This is a genomic window from Bacillus sp. FSL K6-1033, assembly GCF_038630765.1.
Lineage (GTDB): Bacteria > Bacillota > Bacilli > Bacillales > Bacillaceae > Bacillus > Bacillus altitudinis.
This window is the reverse complement of record NZ_CP152041.1, coordinates 2,144,171-2,170,628: the sequence shown is the minus strand read 5'-3', so window position 1 is coordinate 2,170,628 and position 26,458 is coordinate 2,144,171. Positions and strand designations below refer to the sequence as shown.

The 26,458-nt window shown below is 41.8% G+C and carries 27 protein-coding genes; 21 read left to right on the top strand and 6 right to left on the bottom strand.

Annotation, left to right across the window (positions count from 1 at the left end):
- Window positions 1-22 precede the first annotated feature (22 nt).
- The 5 genes from MHH31_RS11060 (at window position 23) to MHH31_RS11040 (ending at window position 3,907) form a co-directional block, all read left to right on the top strand.
- Complete coding sequence (locus MHH31_RS11060) at window positions 23-787, top strand: transporter substrate-binding domain-containing protein (protein WP_008342238.1); 765 nt, start codon at window positions 23-25, stop codon at window positions 785-787.
- A 119-nt stretch (window positions 788-906) separates the two neighbouring features.
- Window positions 907-1,566 carry an amino acid ABC transporter permease gene (locus MHH31_RS11055; RefSeq protein ID WP_342495495.1) on the top strand — a complete coding sequence of 220 codons (660 nt, stop codon included), beginning with the start codon at window positions 907-909 and terminating at the stop codon, window positions 1,564-1,566.
- The gene (locus tag MHH31_RS11050; protein WP_008342240.1) at window positions 1,559-2,281 is read left to right on the top strand and encodes an amino acid ABC transporter ATP-binding protein; all 723 of its coding nucleotides are present in this window, start codon (window positions 1,559-1,561) and stop codon (window positions 2,279-2,281) included. Before MHH31_RS11055 ends, MHH31_RS11050 begins: the two co-directional genes overlap by 8 nt.
- Window positions 2,282-2,391: 110 nt before the next feature.
- A complete protein-coding gene (locus MHH31_RS11045; protein ID WP_007501130.1) occupies window positions 2,392-3,345 on the top strand; it encodes an aromatic acid exporter family protein in 954 nt (317 codons plus the stop codon).
- Window positions 3,346-3,397: 52 nt separating this feature from the next.
- Window positions 3,398-3,907 (top strand): L,D-transpeptidase, encoded by a 510-nt coding sequence (locus MHH31_RS11040; protein WP_008342241.1) that lies wholly within the window; start codon window positions 3,398-3,400, stop codon window positions 3,905-3,907.
- 39 nt (window positions 3,908-3,946) lie between these two features.
- Here MHH31_RS11040 and prli42 read toward each other — a convergent pair whose 3' ends face one another.
- Window positions 3,947-4,039, bottom strand: coding sequence for a stressosome-associated protein Prli42 (gene prli42, locus MHH31_RS11035; protein ID WP_017357951.1), 93 nt, complete (start codon window positions 4,037-4,039; stop codon window positions 3,947-3,949).
- 101 nt (window positions 4,040-4,140) lie between these two features.
- Here prli42 and mce point away from each other — a divergent pair, with 101 nt between their 5' ends.
- From mce to MHH31_RS11015, 4 genes are read left to right on the top strand one after another with little or no spacing between them, the layout of a single operon-like run.
- Entirely contained in the window at window positions 4,141-4,563 is a 423-nt protein-coding gene (gene mce / locus MHH31_RS11030) for a methylmalonyl-CoA epimerase (RefSeq protein ID WP_144679368.1), read from the top strand.
- On the top strand, window positions 4,556-6,019 hold the full coding sequence (locus MHH31_RS11025; protein WP_342494806.1) for an acyl-CoA carboxylase subunit beta: 1,464 nt from the start codon (window positions 4,556-4,558) through the stop codon (window positions 6,017-6,019). The genes mce and MHH31_RS11025 overlap by 8 nt, the downstream gene beginning before the upstream one ends.
- A 16-nt stretch (window positions 6,020-6,035) precedes the next feature.
- The gene (locus tag MHH31_RS11020) at window positions 6,036-7,157 is read left to right on the top strand and encodes a tripeptidase T (RefSeq protein WP_035390776.1); all 1,122 of its coding nucleotides are present in this window, start codon (window positions 6,036-6,038) and stop codon (window positions 7,155-7,157) included.
- Window positions 7,158-7,171: 14 nt separating this feature from the next.
- Entirely contained in the window at window positions 7,172-7,636 is a 465-nt protein-coding gene (locus MHH31_RS11015) for a chemotaxis protein CheW (protein ID WP_249855931.1), read from the top strand.
- A 126-nt stretch (window positions 7,637-7,762) separates the two neighbouring features.
- Here MHH31_RS11015 and MHH31_RS11010 read toward each other — a convergent pair whose 3' ends face one another.
- Entirely contained in the window at window positions 7,763-8,581 is an 819-nt protein-coding gene (locus MHH31_RS11010) for a membrane protein insertase YidC (RefSeq protein WP_007501121.1), read from the bottom strand.
- A gap of 25 nt (window positions 8,582-8,606) precedes the next feature.
- The gene (locus MHH31_RS11005; RefSeq protein ID WP_008342247.1) at window positions 8,607-8,888 is read right to left on the bottom strand and encodes a hypothetical protein; all 282 of its coding nucleotides are present in this window, start codon (window positions 8,886-8,888) and stop codon (window positions 8,607-8,609) included.
- A gap of 120 nt (window positions 8,889-9,008) precedes the next feature.
- Between MHH31_RS11005 and MHH31_RS11000 the strand changes: the two genes are divergently transcribed.
- The 9 genes from MHH31_RS11000 to MHH31_RS10960 all read left to right on the top strand — a co-directional run bounded on the left by MHH31_RS11000 (window position 9,009) and on the right by MHH31_RS10960 (window position 18,619).
- The gene (locus tag MHH31_RS11000; protein ID WP_007501120.1) at window positions 9,009-10,265 is read left to right on the top strand and encodes a DNA polymerase IV; all 1,257 of its coding nucleotides are present in this window, start codon (window positions 9,009-9,011) and stop codon (window positions 10,263-10,265) included.
- Between the two features lie 98 nt (window positions 10,266-10,363).
- A complete protein-coding gene (gene gndA / locus MHH31_RS10995) occupies window positions 10,364-11,773 on the top strand; it encodes an NADP-dependent phosphogluconate dehydrogenase (protein WP_099496597.1) in 1,410 nt (469 codons plus the stop codon).
- A 315-nt stretch (window positions 11,774-12,088) separates the two neighbouring features.
- Window positions 12,089-12,934 (top strand): GRP family sugar transporter, encoded by an 846-nt coding sequence (locus MHH31_RS10990; protein ID WP_024718904.1) that lies wholly within the window; start codon window positions 12,089-12,091, stop codon window positions 12,932-12,934.
- A 13-nt stretch (window positions 12,935-12,947) separates the two neighbouring features.
- Window positions 12,948-13,733 carry an SDR family oxidoreductase gene (locus tag MHH31_RS10985; RefSeq protein WP_008342255.1) on the top strand — a complete coding sequence of 262 codons (786 nt, stop codon included), beginning with the start codon at window positions 12,948-12,950 and terminating at the stop codon, window positions 13,731-13,733.
- 578 nt (window positions 13,734-14,311) lie between these two features.
- Entirely contained in the window at window positions 14,312-14,623 is a 312-nt protein-coding gene (locus MHH31_RS10980; RefSeq protein ID WP_017367558.1) for a PTS sugar transporter subunit IIB, read from the top strand.
- 3 nt (window positions 14,624-14,626) lie between these two features.
- The gene (locus tag MHH31_RS10975) at window positions 14,627-14,959 is read left to right on the top strand and encodes a PTS lactose/cellobiose transporter subunit IIA (protein ID WP_342461783.1); all 333 of its coding nucleotides are present in this window, start codon (window positions 14,627-14,629) and stop codon (window positions 14,957-14,959) included.
- 25 nt (window positions 14,960-14,984) lie between these two features.
- A complete protein-coding gene (gene celB, locus MHH31_RS10970; protein ID WP_007501108.1) occupies window positions 14,985-16,331 on the top strand; it encodes a PTS cellobiose transporter subunit IIC in 1,347 nt (448 codons plus the stop codon).
- Entirely contained in the window at window positions 16,315-17,721 is a 1,407-nt protein-coding gene (locus MHH31_RS10965) for a glycoside hydrolase family 1 protein (protein ID WP_144668112.1), read from the top strand. The genes celB and MHH31_RS10965 overlap by 17 nt, the downstream gene beginning before the upstream one ends.
- Window positions 17,722-17,896: 175 nt before the next feature.
- Window positions 17,897-18,619: a GntR family transcriptional regulator gene (locus tag MHH31_RS10960; RefSeq protein ID WP_008342268.1), complete on the top strand. Its 723-nt coding sequence runs from the start codon at window positions 17,897-17,899 to the stop codon at window positions 18,617-18,619.
- A 50-nt stretch (window positions 18,620-18,669) separates the two neighbouring features.
- Here MHH31_RS10960 and zwf read toward each other — a convergent pair whose 3' ends face one another.
- Window positions 18,670-20,145, bottom strand: a complete 1,476-nt coding sequence (zwf, locus tag MHH31_RS10955) for a glucose-6-phosphate dehydrogenase (protein ID WP_008342269.1) — start codon at window positions 20,143-20,145, stop codon at window positions 18,670-18,672.
- A 222-nt stretch (window positions 20,146-20,367) separates the two neighbouring features.
- On the opposite strand from zwf, the gene rnz reads away from it, so the two are divergent.
- Together rnz and MHH31_RS10945 are read left to right on the top strand one after the other, a co-directional pair.
- Window positions 20,368-21,297: a ribonuclease Z gene (gene rnz / locus MHH31_RS10950; protein ID WP_047945440.1), complete on the top strand. Its 930-nt coding sequence runs from the start codon at window positions 20,368-20,370 to the stop codon at window positions 21,295-21,297.
- Between the two features lie 139 nt (window positions 21,298-21,436).
- A complete protein-coding gene (locus MHH31_RS10945) occupies window positions 21,437-22,744 on the top strand; it encodes an aminotransferase class I/II-fold pyridoxal phosphate-dependent enzyme (RefSeq protein WP_342461782.1) in 1,308 nt (435 codons plus the stop codon).
- Between the two features lie 44 nt (window positions 22,745-22,788).
- On the opposite strand, the gene MHH31_RS10940 is transcribed toward MHH31_RS10945, so the two are convergent.
- Together MHH31_RS10940 and namA are read right to left on the bottom strand one after the other, a co-directional pair.
- On the bottom strand, window positions 22,789-23,553 hold the full coding sequence (locus tag MHH31_RS10940; RefSeq protein WP_342461781.1) for an alpha/beta hydrolase: 765 nt from the start codon (window positions 23,551-23,553) through the stop codon (window positions 22,789-22,791).
- Between the two features lie 119 nt (window positions 23,554-23,672).
- On the bottom strand, window positions 23,673-24,689 hold the full coding sequence (gene namA / locus MHH31_RS10935; protein WP_342461780.1) for an NADPH dehydrogenase NamA: 1,017 nt from the start codon (window positions 24,687-24,689) through the stop codon (window positions 23,673-23,675).
- A gap of 140 nt (window positions 24,690-24,829) precedes the next feature.
- Here namA and MHH31_RS10930 point away from each other — a divergent pair, with 140 nt between their 5' ends.
- The gene (locus MHH31_RS10930; protein ID WP_144668114.1) at window positions 24,830-26,443 is read left to right on the top strand and encodes a M20/M25/M40 family metallo-hydrolase; all 1,614 of its coding nucleotides are present in this window, start codon (window positions 24,830-24,832) and stop codon (window positions 26,441-26,443) included.
- Window positions 26,444-26,458 lie beyond the last annotated feature (15 nt).

The following is a 26,458-nucleotide window of genomic DNA, read 5'->3' as shown; positions in this document are numbered from 1 at the left end:
AAATACTAGGAGGCATTATCATATGAAAAAGTGGTTATTATTACTTATGACAGCTGGTCTTGCAGCTGCACTAGCAGCATGCGGAACTTCTTCTAATAATTCAAACGCATCAGGAGACGACAAAACACTCATTATGGCGACTTCAGCAGATTATCCACCATTTGAATCAAAAGACGGTGATAAAATTATCGGTTTTGATGTCGACCTTGCTACAGCTCTAGCGAAAAAGAACGGCTACAAGCTAGAAATTCAAGATATGGACTTTGCAAGCCTCGTGTCAGCTCTTAAAACAAATAAAGCTGATATTGTGCTTGCAGGCATGACACCTACTGAAAAGCGTAAAAAACAAGTTGATTTCTCAGATGTTTACTACAATGCTGAAAACTTGGTTGTATCAAAAAAATCTAGCGGTATAAAAACAGAGAAAGATTTAAAAGACAAAACGGTTGGCGTTCAATTAGGTTCTATCCAGCAAGATGAAGCAAACGGATTGCAAAAGAAATATAACTTAACGGTTGAAGATCGTAATAAAATCTCTGATATCATTCAAGAAATTAAAGCAGGCCGTTTTGATGCAGCCATTATTGAAGATAAAGTAGCGGCTGGCTACTTGAAAAAGGAAAAAGATTTCCAAGCATTTGGATTGAATAGCTCAAACGAAGGTTCAGCCATTGCATTCAAAAAAAATAGCGACTTAACAGCGAAATTCAATAAATCATTAAAAGAAATGAAGGATAATGGCGAACTTGATAAACTCATTAAAAAATGGTTTGCTGATGAAAAGTAAGTCAGGAAAAGGATCAGCGTCATTCATGAAAATCAAGTAGAAAGCGCTGAAAAGTTCAACATGTGTTGAACTTTTTTCCTGTTTATTCTTTGATTTTATCTGAAGGAAAAAAGGAGAATATCGTGATGGATTTTAAAGATGTAATACCTCAGATGCCCTTTATTTTAGAAGGTCTTAAAGTAACGCTTTCTATTGTTGTGGTATCACTGTTCCTTGGTTTTATTTTAGGGATCTTATTAACGCTCTGTAAAATTAGTGTATTTAAGCCGCTTATCTGGCTTGCCGATTTTTATACGTCAATCTTCCGAGGCACACCGCTTGTGCTTCAGCTTTTGATTATTTATTTTGGTCTTCCCCAGCTGCTCGGCTTTCAAATTGATCAATACTGGGCTGCTGTAGCCGCCTTTTCACTAAACTCGGCGGCGTACGTTTCTGAGATCATTCGTGCAGGAATCAATGCTATTGATAAAGGGCAAAAAGAAGCAGCCGTTGCTTTAGGTATCCCGTATGCTAAAATGATGAAGGACTTATTGCTTCCGCAAGCATTCAAAAATATTTCCCCAGCACTAGTGAACGAAACGATTACACTGACAAAAGAATCCGCGATTGTCACAGTCATTGGACTGGGCGATGTCATGAGACGAGCCTATCAAGCAGGTGCCGTCACCTATAACTATCTTGAACCGCTTATTTTTGCGGGTCTCATCTATTATGTCATCGTGCTTATTCTTACCTTCGTCGGCAAATCGGTGGAAAGGAAGTTAAAATCAAATGATTAAAATAGAGAAACTCACAAAATCTTTCGGTAAAAATGAAGTGTTGAAAGGGATTGATACCACGATTAAAGAAGGCGAAGTGGTAGCTGTCATCGGGCCGTCTGGTTCAGGAAAATCAACATTTCTTCGCTGTATTAACTTACTTGAAAAACCGACTTCTGGAGTGATTACGATTCAGGGGACGGAAATTACCAATCCAAAAACAAATGCACTAAAAGTGCGCGAAAATATTGGTATGGTGTTTCAACATTTTCACTTATTCCCGCACAAAACAGTGCTAGAAAATATTACGTATGCGCCAATGAATGTGAAGAACCAATCGAAGGAAGACAGCATCAAGCAGGCAGAGGATCTTTTAAAAAAGGTCGGACTTTTAGAGAAAAAAGATGATTATCCGAACCGGCTGTCAGGTGGTCAAAAGCAGCGTGTCGCCATTGCACGTGCCCTTGCGATGACACCAGACATCATGCTTTTTGACGAGCCGACGTCTGCTCTTGATCCAGAAATGGTAAAGGAAGTATTAGAGGTCATGAAAGAGCTCGCTCAATCTGGGATGACGCTGATGATCGTCACACATGAAATGGGCTTTGCAAAAGAAGTAGCAGACCGTGTGATCTTTATGGATGATGGGAAAATTGTAGAGGATGCAAATCCTGTAGAATTCTTTGAATCTCCGTCTTCACAGCGTGCTCAAGATTTCTTGCAAAAAATATTATAATGAAAAAACGAGGGGGAGACTTAACATCTCCTTCTTTTTTTGATTATAATGGGGAAAGTAAAAAAAGTTCATCATTTCACAAAAGTAGACAGAAAAGAGTGAATCACATCATGTTTAAAATCGGCTACCGAACGCTGAAAACAGCATTAGGAACAGCTCTAGCCATTTATATTGCACAAATGCTCGGTCTGCAAAACTATTCAGCTGCCGGCATTATTACGATCCTTTGTATTCAGGTGACGAAAAAAAGGTCACTCCTCGCATCTGGGGCCCGCTTTGCCGCATGCAGTCTTGCCATCTTATTTTCTTATTTGTTTTTTGATCTAATTGGGTATCATCCTTTCGTCATTGGACTGATGCTGCTCGTCTTTATTCCAACAACGGTCTTGCTTCGGATTAAAGAAGGGATTGTCACAAGTTCAGTGATTATCCTTCATTTGTATATGTCTGGAGGCATTACGCTTCATCTCATCTGGAATGAGCTTTTACTCATCACCATTGGTGTAGGGGTCGCACTCATTATGAACCTGTATATGCCTAGCGTTGATAAAAAGCTGAAACAATACAGTGAACAAATTGAAGCGAATTTTGCGAAAATCTTTGAAGAAATCGAGCAATATTTAATGACCGGAAAACAAGACTGGACAGGAAAAGAAATTCCGGAGACGCATCAATTGATTAAAGAAGCGAAAGCTCTTGCATACCGTGATGTTGAAAATCATGTCTTAAGACATGAAAATCTGTATTATCATTATTTCAACATGAGACAAAAGCAATTTGAAATCATTGAGCGGGTGCTTCCGAAAATTACGTCCATTTCTGTTACAACGGAGCATGGGCAAATCATTGCAGAATATATTAGAGATTTACGAGAACATATTCACCCAGGGAACACGGCGCATAAGTTCTTAAGACGCCTGATTGATATGAAAGAAGAGTTCGATGCACTGCCGCTTCCGCAAACACGTGAAGAATTTGAGGCTAGAGCCGCACTCTTTCATTTTCTCGGGGAAATGGAACAATATTTGGTACTGAAAAGCTATTTTAAAGGGATGAAAGAATAAAGACGCATGAGTTCCTCCTTCATTGGTCAATCTAATGAAAAAGGAGGAGCCTATGCGTCTTTTATTTTATACTGTGCTGACCATGTCCCTTTCACCCATCTGGCCGCTCGGGCAAAACCCGCTTCCAGGTGACCCGTATGTCATTATTAATAAACAAACGAATGAGCTTGCGTATATTGATCATGGGAAAATTCAAAAAGTCTACCCGGCTTCTACTGGCAAAACAGCTGATTTAACGCCAGAAGGTGAATTTACGATTATGATCAAAGCGAAAGATCCTTATTACAGAAGAAAAAATATTGAAGGCGGCGCGAAGAATAACCCACTCGGCCGAAGGTGGATTGGATTTGATGCGCGAGGAACCGACGGGAGAACCTATGGCATTCATGGAACAAGTGATGAGACATCGATAGGGAAATTTATTACGGCAGGCTGTGTACGGCTTCATAATCAAGATGTAGAACGGCTATTTGATCAGCTTCCAGTTGGTACAAAGGTATGGATCACGACATCAAGCGATGCATTTGAAAAGCTGGCCAAAGACAAACAGGCCATTCGTTAAATAAACGAATCACCTGCTTGTCTGCTTTTTATCAACACTTTATAAAAAGGCTGCCGCTCCTGCTAAAAGTGAAGAAATTAACAGTAAGCTAATCATGAGCAATACCATAAATTTCATGAATTTCTGAGACATATCGCACCCCTATAATCAAATGTTTTTGCGACGAGCGCACCTTTCTTTATTCTAGCTCGTTTTTACGCAGGCGACAAGTGATGTACAAAGGAAGTGAACGGATGAATCAAATCGATCATATAGCCATTGCCGTTTTTTCTATTCAAAAAACAGCACGTACATTCTCCGAGCTGTTTAACTGGGAATTTTCAGACATAGAAGTACTTCCGAATCAAGGGGTCAAAGTATCTTTTACTTCCCTAGGTGATCTGCACATTGAGTTGATTGAACCGATGTCGGATCACAGCACATTACATACCTTTTTAATAAAAAGAGGAGAGGGGCTTCATCATATTGCATTAAAGTCAGGTGACATTCAGGCTGATCTCAGTCAACTTGACGAGCTCGGTGTACAGCTCATTCAAAAGGGCGCACAAAATGGTGCGAACGGAAAGCGCATTGCGTTTATTTCACCAAAAGAAACGTCAGGTGTGCTAATTGAATTGTGTGAGCCTTTGAAAGGAGAGAAACAGGAAGATGCATGAATCGTTCAATGACTTGTCTGAATGGCGCCAGAAAGCTTTATGGGGCGGCGGTGAAAAACGAGCAGCGGCTCACCGAAACAAAGGAAAGCTGACTGTTCGGCAGCGGCTTCATGAACTTCTTGATGAAGGCAGCTTTATGGAAATTCAGTCATTTGCTAAAGGCTACCGCTCAGAACATTTAGGGGATGGCGTTGTCACTGGGACGGGACTGATTCATGGGAGACAAGTAGGCGTATATGCACAAGATGCGACCGTGTACGGGGGTTCGCTAGGGGACATGCATGCGAAAAAAATAGCGGCTTTAATGGATTTGGCTGCTAAAAATCAAATGCCTGTTATCGGTCTAAAAGACTCAGGTGGTGCGAGAATTCAAGAGGGTGTGGTATCATTAGAGGGATACGGTCAGATTTTTAAACGGAATGTGCTGTACTCTGGTCAAATTCCGCAAATATCCGTTATTTTAGGCTCCTGTGCGGGAGGTGCAGTATATTCACCTGCATTGACGGATTTTGTATTCATGACGGAGCAAACAGCTCATATGTTTTTAACTGGTCCGAAAGTGATAGAAAAAGCAACAGGAGAGACGGTCTGTCCTGACCGGCTTGGAGGTGCAGCAGTTCAGCATCAAACAAGCGGGAATGTGCACTATACAGGGAAAGATGAGAGAGACGTGTTAAAAGCAGTTCGAACGCTTTTAACGTACATACCAACGAAACGACGGCCTGTCATTCATCGTAAGGTGCAAAAGCATGATGCGAGCGATCTTGGGAACATCTTGCCGAAGGAGCCATCACGTACTTATGATGTCAAACAAGTGGTGACAGCGATCACCGACCACGGCTCATTTTTTGAAACGCAGCGTTGTTTCTCCAAAAATATCGTCACAGGTTTTGCCAGATTACAAGGGTCTTCCATTGGTCTTGTAGCCAATCAGCCTAAGGTGCTGGCAGGAAGCCTTGACCTCGATGCTGCTGATAAAGCGGCTCGGTTTATTCGATTTTGCGATGCATTTCATATTCCCATTTTAACCCTTGTGGACGTTCCTGGTTTTTTGCCAGGTGAGAAAGCTGAGCATGCAGGCATTATCCGCCACGGCGCAAAGCTTCTGTATGCGTACGCTGAGGCGACCGTTCCAAAGATCACTGTGATTTTGCGAAAGGCGTTTGGCGGTGCATACGTTGCGATGAATAGTAAGGGCTTAGGTGCTGACTTTGTGTATGCATGGCCAGAGGCAGAAATTGATGTCATGGGAAAATCGTTTGCAGACGAAATTGTTCATCCTGCTTTGCGTGAGGTGGACAATGAACCTAGTGTCATGAAGGCAGCACAATTAGGATTAATCGACGATATTTTAATGCCAGATGAAACGAGAGAGCGGCTCATTCGCTCATTTGACCTGCTTCGCAGTAAGGTAGAAGATAGACCGTTAAAAAAGCATGGAAACATGCCGCTATAAGAGGAGGAACATCATCATGATCAATGAGAAACGCTTATTAGACGAATTTTTAGAACTTGTTCAAATCGATTCAGAAACGAAACATGAAGAAAAAATTGTTGAAGTCCTAAAAGAGAAATTTACTGGTTTAGGGCTTAATGTAGTTGAAGATGATTCAAAAGAGACAACCGGCCATGGAGCAGGCAATCTTATTTGCACACTTGAAGGGAATCAAGAGGCAGATACGATTTATTTTACTTCTCATATGGATACAGTTGTACCAGGTAATGGTGTTAAGCCAGTCATTGAAGACGGCTATGTCAAGACAGATGGCACAACCATTCTTGGTGCTGACGATAAAACAGGGCTTGCCGCGATGTTTGAAGCGATCCGTGTCCTAAAAGAGAAAAATGTACCGCATGGCAAGATTGAATTTGTCATTACAGCTGGTGAAGAATCAGGACTTGTAGGAGCAAAAGCGTTAGATCCGAAACTGATGACAGCAAAATATGGTTATGCCCTTGATTCAGATGGCAAGGTCGGTACCATTATCGTGGCTGCGCCAACACAGGCGAAAGTACGTGCAACCATTTACGGAAAAACAGCTCACGCAGGTGTGGCACCTGAAAAAGGCGTCTCTGCGATTACGATTGCATCAAAAGCGATCGCGAGCATGCCGCTTGGCCGCATTGATGAAGAAACAACGGCGAATATCGGCCGCTTTGAAGGCGGAACACAAACGAATATTGTCTGTGATCAAGTGGATATTTTGGCAGAGGCACGTTCTTTAGAACCGGCAAAAATGGAAGCGCAAGTAGCGAAAATGAAAGAAGCCTTTGAAAAAACCGCTAAAGAAATGGGCGGAAGTGCCGATGTACAAATTGACATCATGTATCCAGGCTTTAAATTCTCACACGGCGATCAAGTCGTTGAAGTGGCGAAAAAAGCGGCTGCGAAAATTGGCCGTCCTTCAGAACTACAGACAAGCGGGGGAGGCAGTGATGCAAACGTCATTGCTGGAAACGGCATCCCGACCGTCAACCTAGCTGTTGGATATGAAGATATTCATACGAAAAATGAGAAAATGCCGATTGAAGAATTAGTCAAGACAGCTGAAATGGTTCTCGCCATTATCGAAGAAACGACAAATCCATCGTAAAGGCAGGAGACTCTGTGAGCACGCAAAAGATCATTATTTTCCAGGTGGGACAAGAGGATTTTGGTATCAGCGTAGAACATATACGCTCAATTGAGAAGGTCCCTTATTTACAAGAAGTATCGAACCTTCCAAAAGAGATTAAAGGACTCATGTCGTTAAGAGGAGAGGTCATTCCAGTCAGTGACACAGGTGTCATGCTGCACGGAAAACCTCTGGATGTAACCGAACAGTCTAAGGTTCTACTATTTGAATTAAACGATCAAATGATTGGCTGCCTTGTTTCTGATGCAAAAGATATCATTGATATCGAGCTAAGTGAGATCAAGCCATTTCATATGAACACAAAAGCATCTGAATATTTCTTCGGCGTCGTTGAGAGAGAGAACAAGATGATTTTACAAGTGGACCCTAATAAGTTTCTTGGGAAAATCGAGAATCTTGATCAATTGCCTGAGCGATTGAAAGAGGAATTGGCATAAACAAAGGCCCCTTATCCATGGATAAGGGGCCATTTTGCGTGCCGGAGCTCACGCATCTTTTATTTGTTGCGCTCTACAGAAGATAAATAAAGCCCCCTTATCATGTTCGGGTAAGGGGGCTATCATTTATTCAGCTGCTGGGTTAATTGAATCGTTTGCCGCAGCTTTTGTTTTTGATTTTTGGTACATCACATTTAAAATAATCGTTTGAATGGTGAGTAAAAGTCCACTTGTCATCCAATATAAAGGAAGTGCAGCGGGAGCATTAATTGATAGAAACAGCATCATGACTGGGAAAATCATGCCCATGATTTTTGCTTGTTTCAGTGCAGCTTCTGTTTGGGTACCTGATTGCTTTGCGAATTTTTGTGTGACGTAAAATTGCAAGAAATACATGGCCCCTGCAAAGATCGCCACCAAAAGATCAGTTTGTCCTAAGTTAAACCATAAGAACGAATGCGTCGCAATCTCAGGTGTTGAGCGGATTGCCGAGTAAAAGCCAAGAACAATTGGGATTTGAATCAGCATCGGCAGACAGCCCATTGCCAGCGGGTTCACATTGTTGTCTTTATATACTTTCATCATTTCCATTTGCAGTTCTTTTTGTTTTTCAGGTTCTTTCGTTTTTTTCAATTTGCTTTGTATTTGGTCAATCTGAGGCTTAACGAGTGCCATTTTCTCTTGCATCACTCTCTGCTTTTTAAATTGGTTTGCAAAAAGCGGGAAAATAAGCAACCGGACAATCAATGTCACGAACATAATAGATAAACCGTAGTCATCATGGAAAAAGTTCGCAAGCCAGATAATCAACTCAGAAAAAGGCTGAACAAAATAATGATGGAAAAACCCATCAGAGCTTGTATTTGTTTGCGCACTTGCAGCAAATGCCGGTGACGCTACCATCATCAAAAATAAAGTCGTACAAATAGTCAATAAACGTTTCAATTCGTTTCCTCCTCAATAATAAAATCTAATAAGAGAGAGGAAGCGAATGGTCTTCATCATCATTTGATGATCTTTTCATTCGAATGACTTTACTAATCCAAGTTGTAATGCGATCATATATGATAAACAGAAAGTCTGTTCGATTCAAACAAGATGCATCCAACTCTTCTAAACGATGTCCTCCGAGGTGCTCGTTCATTCGGCAGTCTTTTAATAAGAAGGCAATACCGATGGCGGTCAGCGCTGGAAGAATAATCGTAAAGAATTCAACAAGGAAAAAGACTTCATTGAATGTATCAATAATCATGATTATCACATCCATTTCATTACTCACAGTGTACTATACACCATATGAAATGTCTAATGGAACAAACAGGTGAAATTACGGTGAAGTGAAGGAAAGTAGATCACCTAAGGAGGCAAGCAAATGGCTGATTCTCAAAAGAAGGGGCGAATCATTTTTCATATTGATATGAATAGTTTTTATGCATCGGTAGAAATGGCGTATGATCCTTCTTTGAGAGGGAAACCTTTAGCCATTAGCGGAAATGCAAAAGAGCGCAAAGGGATTGTTGTGACCTGCAGCTACGAGGCAAGAGCACTCGGGGTGAAGCCGCCGATGCCACTCTGGGAAGCGAAGCGGCTATGTCCGGGACTGATTGTGCGTACACCCAACTTCGACCGGTACCGCAGCTCCTCACAAGAAATGTTTACCATATTAAGAGAATATAGTGACTTAGTTGAACCCGTTTCAATTGACGAAGGCTATATTGATTTAACCGATACACCTTATGCTGAGCATGCCGTGAAAACCGCTCATGATATTCAAACGAGGCTAGTAGAAGAGCTCATGCTTCCTTCGAGTATTGGCATTGCACCAAATAAATTTCTAGCGAAGATGGCGTCTAATTGGAAAAAGCCAATGGGCATTACCATTTTGCGTAAACGAGATGTCCCGACAATGCTCTGGCCGCTCCCTGCAGGTGACATGCATGGGGTTGGACAGAAAACGGCAGATAAGCTGAAAACCATCGGAATTCATACAATTGAAGATTTAGCGAAAGCGAATGAATATGCGCTGAAAGAGTTATTAGGCATCAATGGACCGAGGTTAAAGCAAAAGGCAAACGGAGAGCATGACGGCATTGTCGATCCAGAAAGAATATACGAATTTAAATCTGTCGGCAATTCTTCCACTCTTCCTCACGATTCTGATGATACAGATGAACTCGTCTCATTAATAGAGAAACTGTCGCAATCGGTGAGTGCCAGATTACGAAGAAAAGAAGTGATGGCAAACCGGCTGCTCATTATGATTCGGTATGCAAGCTGGAAAAATATCACACGGAGCGTCACACTCACGAATCCTACTGATCGAAAGGAAGATCTATTTGAGGCGGCAAAGCAGCTATTCCTAAAGCATTGGAATGACCAGCCAGTAAGACTTTTAGGCGTGACGGGGACCGATCTTGTGGAACGAAAATCAGCCGTCAAGCAGCTTGATTTATTCTCTTATACAGAAGATGCAAAAGACGAACCGCTCCAATCTCTTTTAGACGGACTGAAAGAAAAATACGGTAAACCACTCATTCAAAGAGGAGTGACCATTAAGGAAAAAGAGAGCAAAACAAGTGGTACAAGTTTTAATAAAGACTTTTTTCAGGACGAAAGAGGAAATGACTAGCCTGAAAACTTGATAAAAGAGGTGATGTTGTGGTAATTTCAAAGGGTACATCATTTCAGCAGTAATCAATATAGTGTGTTAGAAGGGACGTCAGAATTATGTCAAAACAACAAATCGGTGTCGTTGGACTAGCCGTTATGGGGAAAAACCTTGCCCTAAATATTGAAAGCCGCGGTTTCTCCGTGTCCGTTTATAACAGATCTAGCAGCAAAACAGAAGAGTTTCTTCAAGAATCACAAGGGAAAAACGTTGTAGGCACATACAGCATTGAAGAATTTGTTCAATCGCTTGAAACGCCGCGTAAAATTCTTTTAATGGTAAAAGCAGGCGCAGCAACAGATGCAACCATTCAATCATTACTTCCTCACCTAGAGAAAGGTGACATTTTAATTGATGGTGGAAATACATATTACAAGGATACACAAAGACGTAACCAAGAGCTTGCGGAAAGTGGTATTCACTTCATTGGTACAGGTGTTTCTGGCGGTGAAGAAGGCGCACTTAAAGGTCCTTCTATCATGCCTGGCGGTCAAAAAGAAGCGCACGAGCTAGTGAAACCAATTTTAGAAGCCATCTCTGCGAAAGTAGATGGTGAGCCTTGTACAACGTATATCGGTCCAGATGGAGCAGGACATTATGTCAAAATGGTTCATAACGGTATCGAGTACGGAGATATGCAATTGATCTCTGAATCATACTTTATCTTGAAGCATGTCGCTGGTTTATCAGCAGATGAGCTTCATGAAGTATTCTCAGAGTGGAATAAAGGCGAACTTGACAGCTACTTAATCGAAATCACAGCTGACATTTTCACAAAAGTGGATGAGGAAACGAACCAGCCGCTAGTAGATGTCATCTTAGATAAAGCTGGCCAAAAAGGAACTGGAAAATGGACAAGCCAAAGCTCACTTGATTTAGGTGTCCCGCTTCCAATCATTACGGAGTCTGTTTTCGCTCGTTTTATTTCTGCGATGAAAGATGAGCGTGTGGAAGCAAGTCAATTAATTCAAGGGCCTGAGCCAACTCAATCAGCTGAAGATAAACAAGCATTAATCGAAGCTGTTAGAAAAGCTCTCTTCATGAGTAAAATCTGCTCATATGCACAAGGTTTTGCGCAAATGAAAGCAGCGTCTGATGAGTATAACTGGGATTTGAAATACGGTGAAATTGCGATGATCTTCCGTGGTGGATGTATCATTCGTGCAGCCTTCCTGCAGCAAATCAAAGAAGCATATGACCGTAACCCTGAATTGAAAAACCTATTGCTTGATCCTTACTTCAAGGATATCGTAGAAAGCTATCAATCATCACTTCGTAAAGTGATTTCACTTGCAGTAGAACAAGGTGTTCCTGTTCCTTCATTCTCAAGTGCACTTGCTTACTTTGATAGCTATCGTACAGCTGTCCTTCCAGCTAACTTAATTCAAGCACAGCGTGACTACTTCGGCGCACATACGTATGAGCGTACAGATAAAGAAGGCGTCTTCCATACTGAATGGATGAAATAAGTATAAAACCTCAAAAGACCTTACCTTGGTAAGGTCTTAGATTGTTGACAAAGGGCTAAAATGAACTTGATTTTAGCCCTTTGTCTTCTTTTTAGCGTGATAGAAAACCTTTGCGGGCTAGGAAGGCCGAGTACTGGAGCGAAGCGAATTTGACATTCGTGAGCACCAGCACGCAGGACTGACAACGAATGCGAGGGTTTGTCTACACGCTGTGACCTTACCTTTGGTAAGGTCTTTTTTGTGTTTATATCTATTCGGCTAAAAATCCGAAAAAGAGGGATGCTAAGTAAAAAAGAACAGAAAGTAGGGATAGAAGTGGGCATTTTATATGCACTTCTCCCAGCGATATTTTGGGGAAGTATTGTTCTCATCAGTGTCAAACTTGGCGGGAATGCCTATCAGCAAACACTCGGCATTACCCTCGGCGCTTTTTTGTTTTCAATCGGCGCCTATTTGATCAAAATGCCGGAACTGACACCGCTTATTTTTGCGGTTTCCGTTATCTCTGGGATCTTTTGGAGTATTGGGCAAATGAATCAGCTATCAAGTGTCGCCTTTCTAGGGGTGTCAAAGGCTGTTCCTTTATCAACGGGTATGCAGCTTGTGAGCACGACATTATTTGGTGTCATCGTCTTCAAAGAATGGCAGACCATGACGGTCATACTTATTGGTTCTTGTGCCATTTTATTTATTATTGCTGGCGTTGTCATGACATCCCTCGGTCAAAAAAAGAGTGGCGGGAACGAAGGCGGCAATTTTAAAAAGGGAATCATCATTTTGCTCATCTCAACCGTAGGCTACGTCGGATACGTCGTCATTTTAAGATGGTTTCATATAGATGGCTGGTCTGCGCTCGTTCCGCAATCTGTCGGCATGCTGCTTTCATCGTTAGCGATTAGTCTAAAGCAAGACCCGTTTAGCAAATATACGTTCAGAAATATCATTGCTGGTCTTGTGTGGTCGACAGGAAATCTAGGACTTCTTTTGGCGATTCCACTCATTGGCGTAGCAGTAAGTTTTTCCATGTCTCAAACAGGAATTGTCATCTCGACTTTAGGCGGTATTTATTTATTAAAAGAGAAAGCATCAAAAACAAGCTTTGTCATTGCAGGCTGCTTGATGATTATCGCAGGCGGTGTGTTGCTAGGTTTTACAAAATAGGAGGTTTAAGCGAATGTATCCAGATTTGGAAGGAAAAACAGTTCTCATCACAGGAGCAGGTACAGGGATAGGTCAGGCGATGGCACGCCGGTTTGGACAAGAAAAAGCCAATGTAGTGATCAATTATTTCTCAGATAAAGAAAACCCGGACGACACGATTGCTGAGATTCAAAAAAGTGGCGGACAGGCTGTCAAAATTCAAGGGGATGTATCAAAAGAAGAGGATATGAAGGCGATGATTGATCAAGCTGTCGATACATATGGCAGTCTTGATGTCATGATCAATAATGCAGGAATTGAAAATGAAGTTCCTTCAACTGAAATGACGCTAGATAACTGGAACAAAGTGATGTCCACCAATTTAACAGGTATGTTTTTAGGGTGCCGTGATGCACTGAAGTATATGACGGAACACGGGATAGAAGGATCGATTATTAACATGTCGTCGGTCCATCAGCAAATTCCGTGGCCTCATTTTGTCCATTATGCAGCAAGTAAAGGAGGCGCCAAGCTTTTGACGGAAACGCTGGCACTAGAATATGCCCCTAAAAAAATTCGCGTAAACAGCATTGCACCAGGCGCAATTGATACCCCGATCAATGCCGAAAAATTTGATGATCCAGCATTGAAAAAGGGCGTCATTGAGCTGATACCGATTGGTTATATCGGAAAACCGGAAGAAGTGGCAGCATGTGCTGTCTGGCTTGCATCAAAAGAGGCGAGCTATGTGACAGGATTGACGTTATATGTAGACGGCGGTATGACCAAGTACCCTGGATTCCAAGCAGGAAAAGGATAATCGTGATGATCACGGGCTGGGCCCAGAGGATAACACAACATCAAATTATGATCTAGTATGTGCATGTGAAGACTAGTGAAAAGCGTGTGTATAAACATTCACACGCTTTTATCCGTTTATACGCCCTATTCAAATATGCTCGTTTCTTTTACAGGCTTTACACAAATTTTGATTGCAAAGATATGAATAGATTCGAAAAGTAGCAGCAAAAGACGTTTACCTATCCATCAAATTGAGTGGGAATAGCATCTGTTTCCATCTCGGGGCAGTTACTTCTCATGATTTATGGATTTTTGAATGAGCTAAGTCATTAGCACTTATTTTAACAAAGTTCTCAAAGACTGTCTTCTGAAGAAGAAGCTACTTTATGGTTCATTCGGAGAGTATTTTTTAAAAGAAAAGGGGTCTCGTTCATATCTGGATGAGATCTCTTTTGTTCTGAAAGCTTGTTATGAATAATGATACGGTCATTTTTAAAATAAAATACATACATATAAAATTAAATGTCTAGACATTTAAAAATAAAAATATATAATATTAACTGGAAGCGCTTTTATTACAACAATGGGGTGAGAGAAATGAAACGTATTTTATTAGCATGCAGTTCAGGTATGTCTACGAGTTTACTAGTCACAAAGATGAAGGCACATGCTGAGTCTATAGGGGAAGAAGCAGAGATTTGGGCAGTCGGACAAGACCAAGCGAAAAAAGAAATGGCACATGCCGATGTTGTATTAATTGGACCGCAAATGAGCTTTTTAAAAGGGGATCTTCAAAAAGAAGCTCAAAAATATGGGATTGAAGTAGAGGTCATCGATATGCAGGCGTATGGGCTAGCAGATGGACAAAAAGCGTATGAACAAGCGGTTTCATTGATGGGGGAATCTTAAAGGATGGAAAAGAAAACACTCGAAGGACTCACGGAAGAACAAATCAGTTTTCAATTGATCTTACACAGCGGAAATGCACGAAGCAAATTGCTTCAATCTCTTAAACAATTTAGAGAAGGTCATGAAACAGTAGCATCTGACCTTCTCAAAGAAGCGGAAGATGACTTGCGGAATGCACATGATATCCATTTTCAGATGGTACAGCAAGAGGCAAGCGGAGAAACGATTTCATTCTCCTTGCTGCTCATGCATGCCGAAGATCATTTCATGTCAACGCTGACAATAAAAGAGCTTGTGGGAGAGCTCTTACCGATATTGCAATCACTGAAACAATAAAGGGTGTAAACAAGGGGGGAAACCAATGTTTGATAAAATAAGTGCGATTTTGGTTCCGATTGCTGGGAGATTGAACAACAATCGCTATCTAGGGGTATTAAGGGATGCCTTTATGCTTGCGTTCCCATTAACAATTTTTGGTTCCATCATGGTCGTATTAATGAATTTGCCATTTTTAGATAAGATCATGAGTCAAACAGCACTGGAAGGTGTTCAGTCTGCACTGAATATCGCACCGAGTGCGACCATCAGCATTATGAGTGTGTTTGTTGTATTTGGGATTGGCTACTATTTATCGAAAAGCTATGATGTGGAAGCTGTCTTTGGCGGTGTGATCGCTTTAGCCTCTTTTCTACTCCTTACGCCATTTTTACTAGAACAAGAGGGCGGTGCATCCATTGCAGGCGTCATCCCAGTCGATCGTTTAGGCGCAAAGGGAATGTTCCTTGGAATGATCACAGGCTTTTTGTCGGCTGAAATTTATCGCTATTTTGTCCAAAAGAAATTTGTCATCAATATGCCGCAAGGGGTTCCGCCAGCTGTTTCTAAGTCTTTTGCTGCACTCATCCCGGCTACTTTGACACTCACAACTTTTTTACTGATCAATATCATCATTACACAAGGGTTCAAAACCAACATGCATGACTTGATTTACAATGCGATTCAGGCGCCGCTTGTCGGACTTGGAAGCGGTATCATTCCGACCTTGATCGCTATTTTCTTTATACAAATTCTTTGGTTCTTTGGGCTCCACGGCCAAATTATTATCAACTCTGTCATGGACCCGATTTGGAATACATTGTCCATTCAAAATCTAGAAAGCTACACAAAAACAGGTGAGGTTCCGAACATCATCAGCAAGCAGTTTATCGAAATCTATACAGTGGGTATGGGTGGAACCGGTATGACGCTAGCTGTTGTGTTTACGATTTTAATTTTTCTTAAAAGTAAGCAATTGAAACAAGTAGCAAAGCTCGGCTTAGGACCAGGTTTATTTAACGTCAATGAACCCATTATCTTCGGTTTACCGATTGTGATGAACCCGCTTATTCTCATTCCGTGGATTTTGGCGCCAATGGTGATTACTTGTATTTCTTATTTTGCGATGGCCGCAGGTATTGTGCCGCCTCCGACAGGCGTGAATATTCCTTGGACAGTCCCGATCTTTATTAGCGGAGTCATGGCAACAAATTCATTAGCGGGCGGTCTGCTTCAGCTGTTTAATTTAATGATTGTGTTTGTCATTTGGTTCCCGTTCCTAAAATTTATTGATCGTATGAATGTGAAAAATGAAAAAATAGTCACGACAGAAAAAACGAAACAAACAAACATCAAAGGTGAAGGAGACTCAATACATGTCGATGGAAACTAACAGTCAATCATATACATTTCCAGAAGGTTTCTGGTGGGGATCTTCTGCCTCTGCTACGCAAACAGAAGGCAGTTATCCAGGAGATGGAAAGGGACCGAACATTTGGGATCACTGGTTTGAAAAAGAGCCGAATCGTTTTTTTCAGGGCGTCGGTCCAGGTGTAACCTCACAATTTTATCGTAAATACAAAGAGGATATCCGACTCATGAAGGAGATTGGGCACAACTCGTTTCGTCTATCTATTTCATGGTCACGCCTTTTACCTGAGGGAAAAGGGGCTATTAATGAAGAAGCTGTGGCTTTTTACAATGATGTGATCAATGAACTGATAGCGAGTGACATTGAACCGTTTGTGAACTTGTATCATTTTGATATGCCAATGGCGTTGCAGGAGACGGGAGGATGGGTAAACAGGCAGGTTGTAGACGATTATGTCAGCTATGCGACATTGTGTTTTCAGCTATTTGGCGACCGAGTGAAAAAATGGTTTACCCATAATGAGCCGATTGTCCCTGTAGAGGGTGGATATATGTATAGCTTCCATTATCCAAACGAAGTTGATTTCCAAAAGGCAGTGCAAGTTGGATTTCATGAGATTTTATCAAATGCTAAGGCCATTGCGGCTTATAAAGAGATGAAGCAGGATGGGAAAATAGGCATTATCCTGAACCTTACTCCTTCGTATCCACGAAGCCAGAATCCGCGGGATGTCGAAGCAGCTGAGATGGCTGACGCCTTCTTTAACCGGTCCTTCCTAGATCCAGCAGTGAAAGGACATTTCCCTGAGAAGCTAGTGGACGTGTTAAAGAAAGAAGGATTGATGCCGGCTATGGAGGAAGGAGACCTTGAACTCATTCAAGAGAACACGATCGACCTTCTCGGCATCAACTATTATCAGCCAAGAAGAGTGAAAGCAAAGGAACATATGCCTCACCCTGATGCACCATTTATGCCAGATCATTATTTTGATTCTTTTGAAATGCCGGGCAGAAAAATGAATGTGTACCGCGGCTGGGAAATCTATGAAAAGGGTATTTACGATATATTGAAAAAAGTCCAGACAGACTATGGGAATATTGAATGCTTTATTTCTGAAAATGGAATGGGTGTTGAAGGAGAAGAGCGGTTTCAGGATGAAGAAGGAATGATTCATGACGATTACCGCATTGATTTTATTTCTGAGCATCTTAAATGGGTGCATCAAGCCATTCAAGAAGGAAGTCATGTAAAAGGCTATCATCTGTGGACGTTTATGGATAATTGGTCATGGTCGAATGCCTATAAAAATCGCTATGGATTTGTCTCAGTGGACCTTGAGGAAGACGGGAAACGTACCATCAAAAAAAGTGGCTATTGGTTTCAATCGGTTTCAGAGAATAATGGTTTCTAATCAAGATACTTGCTCTTTCCTTGAAAAGGGCAAGTATTTTTCTTATGTAAAGATGAAAGGGGTGAAATGAAAGTGGCTCGAACCTTTTAAGCGCACTAGGCTTAGTGTAGAATGAGAGGAAGGCTAGAAAGCGCTATAATAGGATATGAAAAAACAAGTCAGTTGGTGGTGTGAGATGACAAAGTACGAACTCATTTCAGAAGAAATTAGAAAAAGAATAGGAACAGCATATTATCCAGAAGATCAACCCATTCCAGATGAAAACTCGCTTGCCGCTGAATTTAAATGCAGCAGAATGACGATGAAGCGTGCGCTCGATCTTTTAGTGGCGGAAGGTCTGCTCTTTAGAAAAAGAGGTCATGGCACATTTATTGTGAAGGCAGCACTAAATCAAGGTGCGATCAACGTATCAGGTCATGAAAATAAAGGGTTCACGAAAGTGATGGCAGATAAAAACGTGACGAGCCAAATCATTCGCTTTGATGTGCATTTTCCAAGTGAAGAGGTGGCAGCTCATTTATCCATTGACTCAAGCACACCTGTCTATGACATTATTCGGCTCCGTTTGGTAGAAGAAGAGCCATATGTATTAGAAAAAACCTTTATGCCTGTCAATGTCATTAAGGGAATAGATGAAGAGGTTTTATTGGGTTCCATCTATAGCTACATTACAAACACACTGCAATTAAAAGTAGCAGGAGCGCACAAAAAAATTAGAGCGGCTAAATCAGATCAGCTTGATCAGCAATATTTAGGCTGTGACCCTACGGATCCGGTGCTAGAAGTGGAGCAGGTGGCTTATTTAAACACAGGCCGTCCGTTTGAATATTCCTTTAGCCATCATCGCTATGATAAATTTGATTTTTCAACGGTTGAAATTACGAAAACACGACTTTAAAAAAAGAGCAGAACCCCCTCAATCGGGAGACTGCTCTTTTTTTGTTGATTTTATATATTCCACCAGTGATATCCATCTTTTTCAAGAAGCTGATCTGCTTCTTTTGGTCCCATAGAACCAGCAGGATAATTTGGTTTTAACGTTTTGGTTTCAGCCCATTTTTCTGAAATTGGATCAACAAAGTTCCAAGACAGTGCTACTTCATCCCAGTGGGCAAAGTTTGTTGCGTCACCTAGCAAACAGTCATGAATTAGCTTTTCATACGCTTCTGGTGTATTCATGATGTCGTTGTAATTTGTTTGATAGTCAAGCTTAATTGGTTTAGCATACGTTCCGCCATCAAGCTTGCGAGCATTCAGGTGAAGGGTGATGCCTTCGTCTGGCTGAATGTGAATCACCAGTAAGTTTGGATGCATGGAATTCCCGTTTCCGTAGTACAGGTTCATCGGAATGTCTTTAAATTGCACCACGATTTGAGTGGATTTCTTTTCTAGACGTTTTCCTGTACGAATGTAAAATGGTACCCCGGCCCATCTAAAGTTATCGATGAGAAGTTTTCCTGCAACGAATGTTTCTGTGTTGGAGTTTGGGTCCACATTTTGCTCTTCAAGATAGGAAGGAACCATATTGCCATCAATCGTTCCTGCATCATACTGTCCGCGGACAAAGAATTGATCCACTTCATCTTTCGAGAATGGACGAAGCGCACGCAATGCTTTCCGTTTTTCGCTACGGATTTCCTCTGTATTGAGCTTAATCGGTGGCTCCATGGCTAGTAGTGCAACCATTTGAAGCATATGGTTTTGTACCATATCTCTCAGTGCACCAGAACTCTCGTAATATCTCGCACGGTCTTCGACACCTAATGATTCACTCGATGTGATTTGAATGTTTGAAATATAGCGGTTTGTCCAAAGCGGTTCAAAGATCGCATTCGCAAAACGAATCACCTCAATGTTTTGCACCATCTGTTTACCGAGGTAGTGGTCAATACGATAAATTTGATCCTCTGTAAATGCATCTCGGATCTCTTCATTTAATGTTTTGGCACTAGGCAGGTCATGACCAAACGGTTTTTCAATAACAAGTCGAGACCATCCAGTCGTTTCTGATACGCCTTCACTTTTTAAAAACTTCGCAATCGTTCCGAAGAATTCTGGTGCCATCGCTAAATAGAACATCCGGTTATTCGGGATACTGTATGTATCTTCAAGACCAGAAAGAAGTGTGTTCAGTGCTTGATAGGAAGCAGGGCTTGAGACATCAAAATCATGGTAATAGAAATGAGAAATAAATTCCTCTGCTTTTGCTTCTGCATCATCAGAAGAGACCGATTCTTTTACCACAGCTCTTAGGTCTTCATGAGACCAAGGACGACGTCCAACACCTACAACGGCGAATTGATCTCCAAGCTTTCCGCTATGATAAAGTCTATGTATAGAAGGGTAGAGCTTGCGTTTTGCAAGGTCTCCTGTTGCGCCAAAAATGACAATGACTGCTTTTGGATAGTTAGTTTCTGTATTCACGAAAAGTACCTCACTTTATTCGTAGCATTGTTGTAAAAACCGAGAATGTATGTACATTTTCTTTATTTTAAAGGTTCATTGTTCGTAAAGCAAACATTTGATTCGACTTTTTCTGCTCGAGTTTGACTTTTTTCAAAAATTCCGCTGAATTCACATTTATCCTGTCTTCATGTATTCTATATGAATGAAGAGATTGTATACCGGCTGTAGGAGGAAATCGTAATGGAACTGCTCTTTTTAGGAACAGGTGCAGGCATTCCTGCAAAAACAAGAAACGTCACTTGCACTGCGCTGAAGCTTTTAGAAGAGAGAAAAGCCGTGTGGCTTTTTGATTGCGGAGAAGCGACGCAGCATCAAATATTACATACAACGATTAAACCAAGAAAAATTGAGAAGATCTTTATCACGCATATGCACGGTGATCATGTATATGGTCTCCCGGGTCTGCTTGGCAGCAGGTCCTTTCAAGGCGGAGAAGATGAATTGACGATATATGGTCCAAGCGGCATTAAAGCTTTTGTAAACGCGGCACTTTCAGCGACACAAACGCATTTGACTTATCCGCTGCATATCATAGAAATAGAGGAAGGGATCGTTTTTGAAGATGAGACCTTTCAAGTAGAAGCAAGACGAGTGTCTCATGGGATCCCAGCTTTCGGTTATCGGGTCGTGGAAAAAGATGTACCAGGCGCATTAAAAGCCGAAGACCTAAAAAAAATCGGTGTAAAACCTGGACCTTTGTATCAGAAGTTGAAAAATGGGGAAACCGTTACACTCGAAGATGGAAGAATGATTGATGGAACCGATTATTTGGAACCCCCTAAAAAAGGGAGAATCGTTGCATTTTCAGGAGATACCCGTTTGTGCGAGAATATAACAAGGCTTGCCAAGAATGCGGATGTGTTAGTCCATGAAGCAACATTTGGGAAAGAAGATGCAGAACTAGCCTATAATTATTATCACAGTACGACAGAACAGGCAGCAAAAACAGCGCAGGAAGCAGGCGCAAAAAGACTGATTTTGACCCATATTAGTGCACGGTACCAAGGGGAAGAGTCACTGAAACAATTACTCAAAGAAGCCCGCGATATATTCCCGCTGACTGAAGCTGCACATGATTTCTTTTCTTTTCCTATTGACCGTACCCTGTAAAAATTGGATGAATCGTCAAAAAAAGTTGTGTGATTTTTTTGATATTTATGATGACGCTCTTTTTCAGGTAGTGGTAAAATGGTGAAGAAAAAACAAATGACGAATTACACTATGAAGAATACGGGAGGCACAATCAAAGATGAGCGGTTTTACAGCGTTAAGTGAAGCAGAATTAAATGACCTATATGCAGCACGACAAAAAGAATATGAAACGTACAAAAGTAAAAACTTACACTTAGACATGTCTAGAGGGAAACCTTCACCAAAACAGCTCGATTTATCTATGGGCATGCTCGATGTCGTGACATCAAAGGATGCAATGACAGCTGAGGATGGTACAGATGTGCGAAACTATGGCGGCTTGACAGGCCTTCCTGAAACAAAGAAATTTTTTGCAAGTGTGCTCAATCTGAAGCCAGAACAAATCATCATTGGCGGTAATTCTAGTCTGAATATGATGCATGACACAATTGCACGTGCTATGACTCACGGCGTATATGGCAGCAAAATACCTTGGGGAGAGCTTCCAAAGGTAAAATTCCTTGCACCAAGCCCAGGATATGATCGTCATTTTGCCATTTGTGAGCATTTTAACATAGAGATGATTACGGTAGATATGAAGTCGGATGGACCTGACATGGATCAGGTGGAAAAATTGGTTGCAGAAGATGAAGCCATCAAAGGGATTTGGTGTGTACCGAAATATAGTAACCCTGACGGCATTACGTATTCAGATGAGGTTGTTGACCGTCTTGCTTCTATGCAGACAAAAGCAGACGACTTCCGTATTTTTTGGGATGATGCCTATGCAGTCCACCATCTAACAGATACGCCTGATACGTTAAAAGATATTTTTCAAGCAGTAGACAAAGCAGGACATGCAAACCGTGTGTTTATGTTCGCCTCTACTTCTAAAATTACGTTCCCAGGCTCGGGTGTTGCACTGATGGCATCTAGTCAGGACAACGTCAGCTTTATTCAAAAACAGCTATCAGTTCAAACCATTGGGCCAGATAAAATCAATCAATTAAGACACCTTCGTTTCTTCAAGAATCCAGAAGGATTGAAGGAACATATGAAAAAGCATGCAGCGATTATTAAGCCGAAATTTGACCTCGTTCTTTCGATCCTTGATGAAAAGCTTGGTGGAACAGGCATCGCTGAGTGGCACAAACCAAATGGCGGATATTTTATCAGCTTAAATACACTCGATCATTGTGCAAAAGCTGTTGTGCAAAAAGCGAAAGAAGCCGGTGTGACACTAACAGGTGCAGGGGCGACATATCCTTATGGAAACGATCCGCTTGATCGTAACATCCGTATTGCGCCAACGTTCCCAACACTTGAAGAACTAGAGCAGGCGATTGACATCTTTACGTTATGCGTTCAGCTTGTCAGCATTGAAAAGTTGCTGTCTGAGAAAAGTCAATCAGCACCAACGGTATAATGAAAAAACTCCTTGACTGATGTCCGGTCAAGGAGTTTTTGTTTTTAGTTAGCTGTTTGATAATAAGAGACAGGCTGTTTTGCTGCACACCACACATCATAAATCGCAAGCTGCACAATATGTGGTTCATCGTGATGAATATAGTGCGAGCTGTTCTGCGCCTGAATCCATCCGCTTTGGGATGACAATGTGAGCATTCGTTTATGAAGCCTGAGCCAAGCTTCATGTGCTGGATGAAACAAGCGGCTTTTGCCTGATGAAATGACAAGAAGGGGCATCATCCCATAATGCGTTTGCTCCTCTTTGATCGTACGCAGCATTTGCTCAAAGTCCTCATGTGTACATTCTGCTGTGAACTGCGCCATATATGAAGTGCGTTCTTCCTTTGATAAGAGCGGCAGAATGACCTGCTCTTGCTCCTCACTTGCTGGGTCTAGAAGGACCATACCGATAACATCTTCTTTTCTGCGGCTTGCCCATAAGCGGCTGACAAGAGAGCCAAATGAGTGCGCCACAATGAGAAATGGCGGCTGAATATTGGCTTGATGTAAGAGTGTATCTAAATCATCCGCAAGATTATGCAAAGTTCTTCCTTCTTTGCTTTCACTGCTTTTTCCATTACCTAAACGGTCATATAAGAAAACACCAAGCTCTGGGTCAATATCACGAGCGATATTCGCCCACGTATCGCCTGAAATTCCATATCCTGCTTCAAAAATAATGGTGGCTTGCTTTTTTCCTTGACGATGCCTTGTATAAAAGTGATGTCCATCTATATGATACGTTCTTTCAATCAATGCCGAGTTCATTCTTCCATCTCCTCTAAGTGGTTCTTTAGCTAAAAGACGGCACAAAAGGCAAAGATGTTTCTCTTAAAAACAAAAAAGATGCCTATTTCAAAAAATAGACACCTTTTTGCTTAAAGATGTTACCAAGCGCGATCGTATTGGCGCGGGCTTTCGATGGATGTACGAAGCTCTTTAGCGGCTGTTTTTGGGAAATACGGATCCCGTAAAAATTCTCTGCCGATAAAGATCAAGTCAGCACGCTGATTTTGTAAAATTTCTTCGGCCTGTACACCAGATGTGATCATACCAACAGCGGCTGTTTGGATGCCGGCACCTTCTCTTATTTTCTCAGCAAAGGTGACTTGGTAGCCGGGGAATGTTTTAATACTGGCTTGCACCACAGCGCCTGAGCTCACATCAATTAGATCGACTCCTTGCTCTTTCAGCCATGCGGCAATGCCAATATAATCTGCAATATCTAGTCCTTTTGTTGTGTAATCAGAAGCGGATACACGGACAAATAATGGTCCATCCCACACTTCATTGACTGCATCAACAACTTCTCTCAAGAAGCGATAACGATTTTCTGGTGAACCGCCATATTCATCTGTCCGGTGATTGGCAAGCGGTGAGAGAAATTCGTTAATCAAATAGCCATGCGCACCATGAATCTCAATGATGTCAAATCCAGCTTTCTTGGCGCGGACAGCGGCATCTTGAAACGCCTGAACTGTGTCTTTTATTTGATCGATAGACATCTCAAGAGGTCTTTTAGATTGCTCGTCAAATGGAATGCTGGATGGAGCAAGAATGTCACCATCTAGCTCAGCCTTGCGTCCTGCATGGGCTAGCTGGATGGCCGTTTTTGTTCCGTACGCTTTGATTTGTTCGTTTAATGAGGCAAACCCTTCAATGTGCTCATCACCCCAAATTCCGAGGTCCTGATCACTAATTCTTCCCTCAGGTGAAACAGCACTTGCCTCGACCATAATTAATCCGGCTTGACCTTGCGCACGGGAAATATAATGTGCAAAGTGGAAAGGCTGTAATTTTCCATCACGGTCATAGGATGAATACATACACATCGGGGACATGACGATGCGGTTTTTGAGTGTGACACCTTTTAATGTCCAAGGTGAAAAAAGCTTTGTTTCCAATTACCTTCGCCTCCTCATAGAATGGTATAGCCGATTATAACAGTCATTCAAACATTCGTCATAAAAGGTGCTCAAACCATATAGCTTTTGAACATGATTTTGTATAATGAAAGATATGGACATCAAAGGGGGATAAACGGATGAAATGGCAAACGGAAAGTGAACTAAAGGAGCTACTCACAGCTCTGATGCAGTATGAAAGCATATCTGGTACAACGGGAGAAGTCGCATTAGCGGAATATTTATATTACTTGCTGAGGGAGCGGCCATATTTTGAGCAGCATCCTGATCACTTGGCTTTGCATCCAATGAAAGATGGCCGGTATTTTTTAACGGCACTTGTCAAACGAAGTACGCTGCCACGTACTGTTTTACTCCTCAGCCATTTTGATGTCGTCGATACAGAGGATTACGGAGAATTTCAAAATATGGCGTGTAAGCCCGAAGAGTTAATGGCGTCCTTTTCTCAAAAAAGTGCACTTCTTCCAAAAAGGGCAAGAGAGGATTTAGCTTCAGGTGACTGGCTGTTTGGACGAGGGTCCATGGATATGAAAGCAGGCCTGACTGTCCAGCTTTCCATGCTGGAAAGAGCGATGGCGGGGAGGTTTGAAGGAAATATTCTGCTCGTCACAGTGCCAGATGAAGAAGTGAATTCACAGGGGATGCTGGAGGCTGTTCCGAAACTAAAGGAACTCAAGGAGACGTATGACCTTGAGTATACCGCGTGTTTAAACAGTGAGCCGATGTTTGAAAAGTATCCCGGGGATGCGCACCAATACATCTATACAGGTAGTATAGGGAAGGTACTTGCGGGATTTTTCTGCAAAGGAATTGAAACACATGTAGGTGAGCCCTTCTCAGGATTAAATGCAAATTTTATGGTATCTGAATTAAACAGGCTGTTAGAACTGAATAGTGATTATTGTGAGGAAGTAGATGGTGAAGTGACACCGCCTCCGACCAATTTGATGCAAAAGGATTTGAAAGAAGCTTACTCTGTTCAAACGCCTCACACGGCTGTTTCTTTATTTAATGTGCTGATGATGAACCGCTCTAGTGAAGAGCTTCACGGGCTCCTCTATGAAACTGCGAAACAAGCAGCAGCCCAAATCGAAGCCAATCTCAAACAGAAAACCGCTGCATTTCAACGCTTTAAACATTTTACACCCATCGATACAAACATCACGGTGTTAACGTATCATGAGCTGTACGAAAAAGCTGCTGAACGATCCGGCAAGCAGGAGGTCGAGCGAATTGTCAACTACGCCTTTGCCAACCGGGGTGAGCTTGGGGATCGTGATTTTTCAACCAAAATTGTATCAGAACTGACGACCCTTTGTAAGGAAGATGGAGCACTGATTGTGTTGTTTTATAGTCCGCCATTTTACCCATCTGTTTCTTCAACAAACGATCTGCATATTCAAACGACCTTAAAGAAGATTCAAAGAGAAGCAAAAGAGATCTATGGAATCGAAGTAGAAGAAGTCAAATATTTTCCTGGTTTATCTGATTTAAGCTACTTACAGCTTGAAAATCAAGATATAGACGATTATACAGCCAACATGCCGCTATACCAAAAAGGCTACTCGTTACCACAAGGAGAAAAAGAAGCTCTTAACGTTCCTGTCATCAACGTTGGTCCATTAGGAAAAGATGCGCACAAATGGACAGAACGGCTGCATGTCCCATTCTCTTTTGGCGTTTTGCCGTCGCTCTTAGAATCAACAATTCATGCTTTATTAGAAAAGAATTAAGTGAAAGCCCTATCG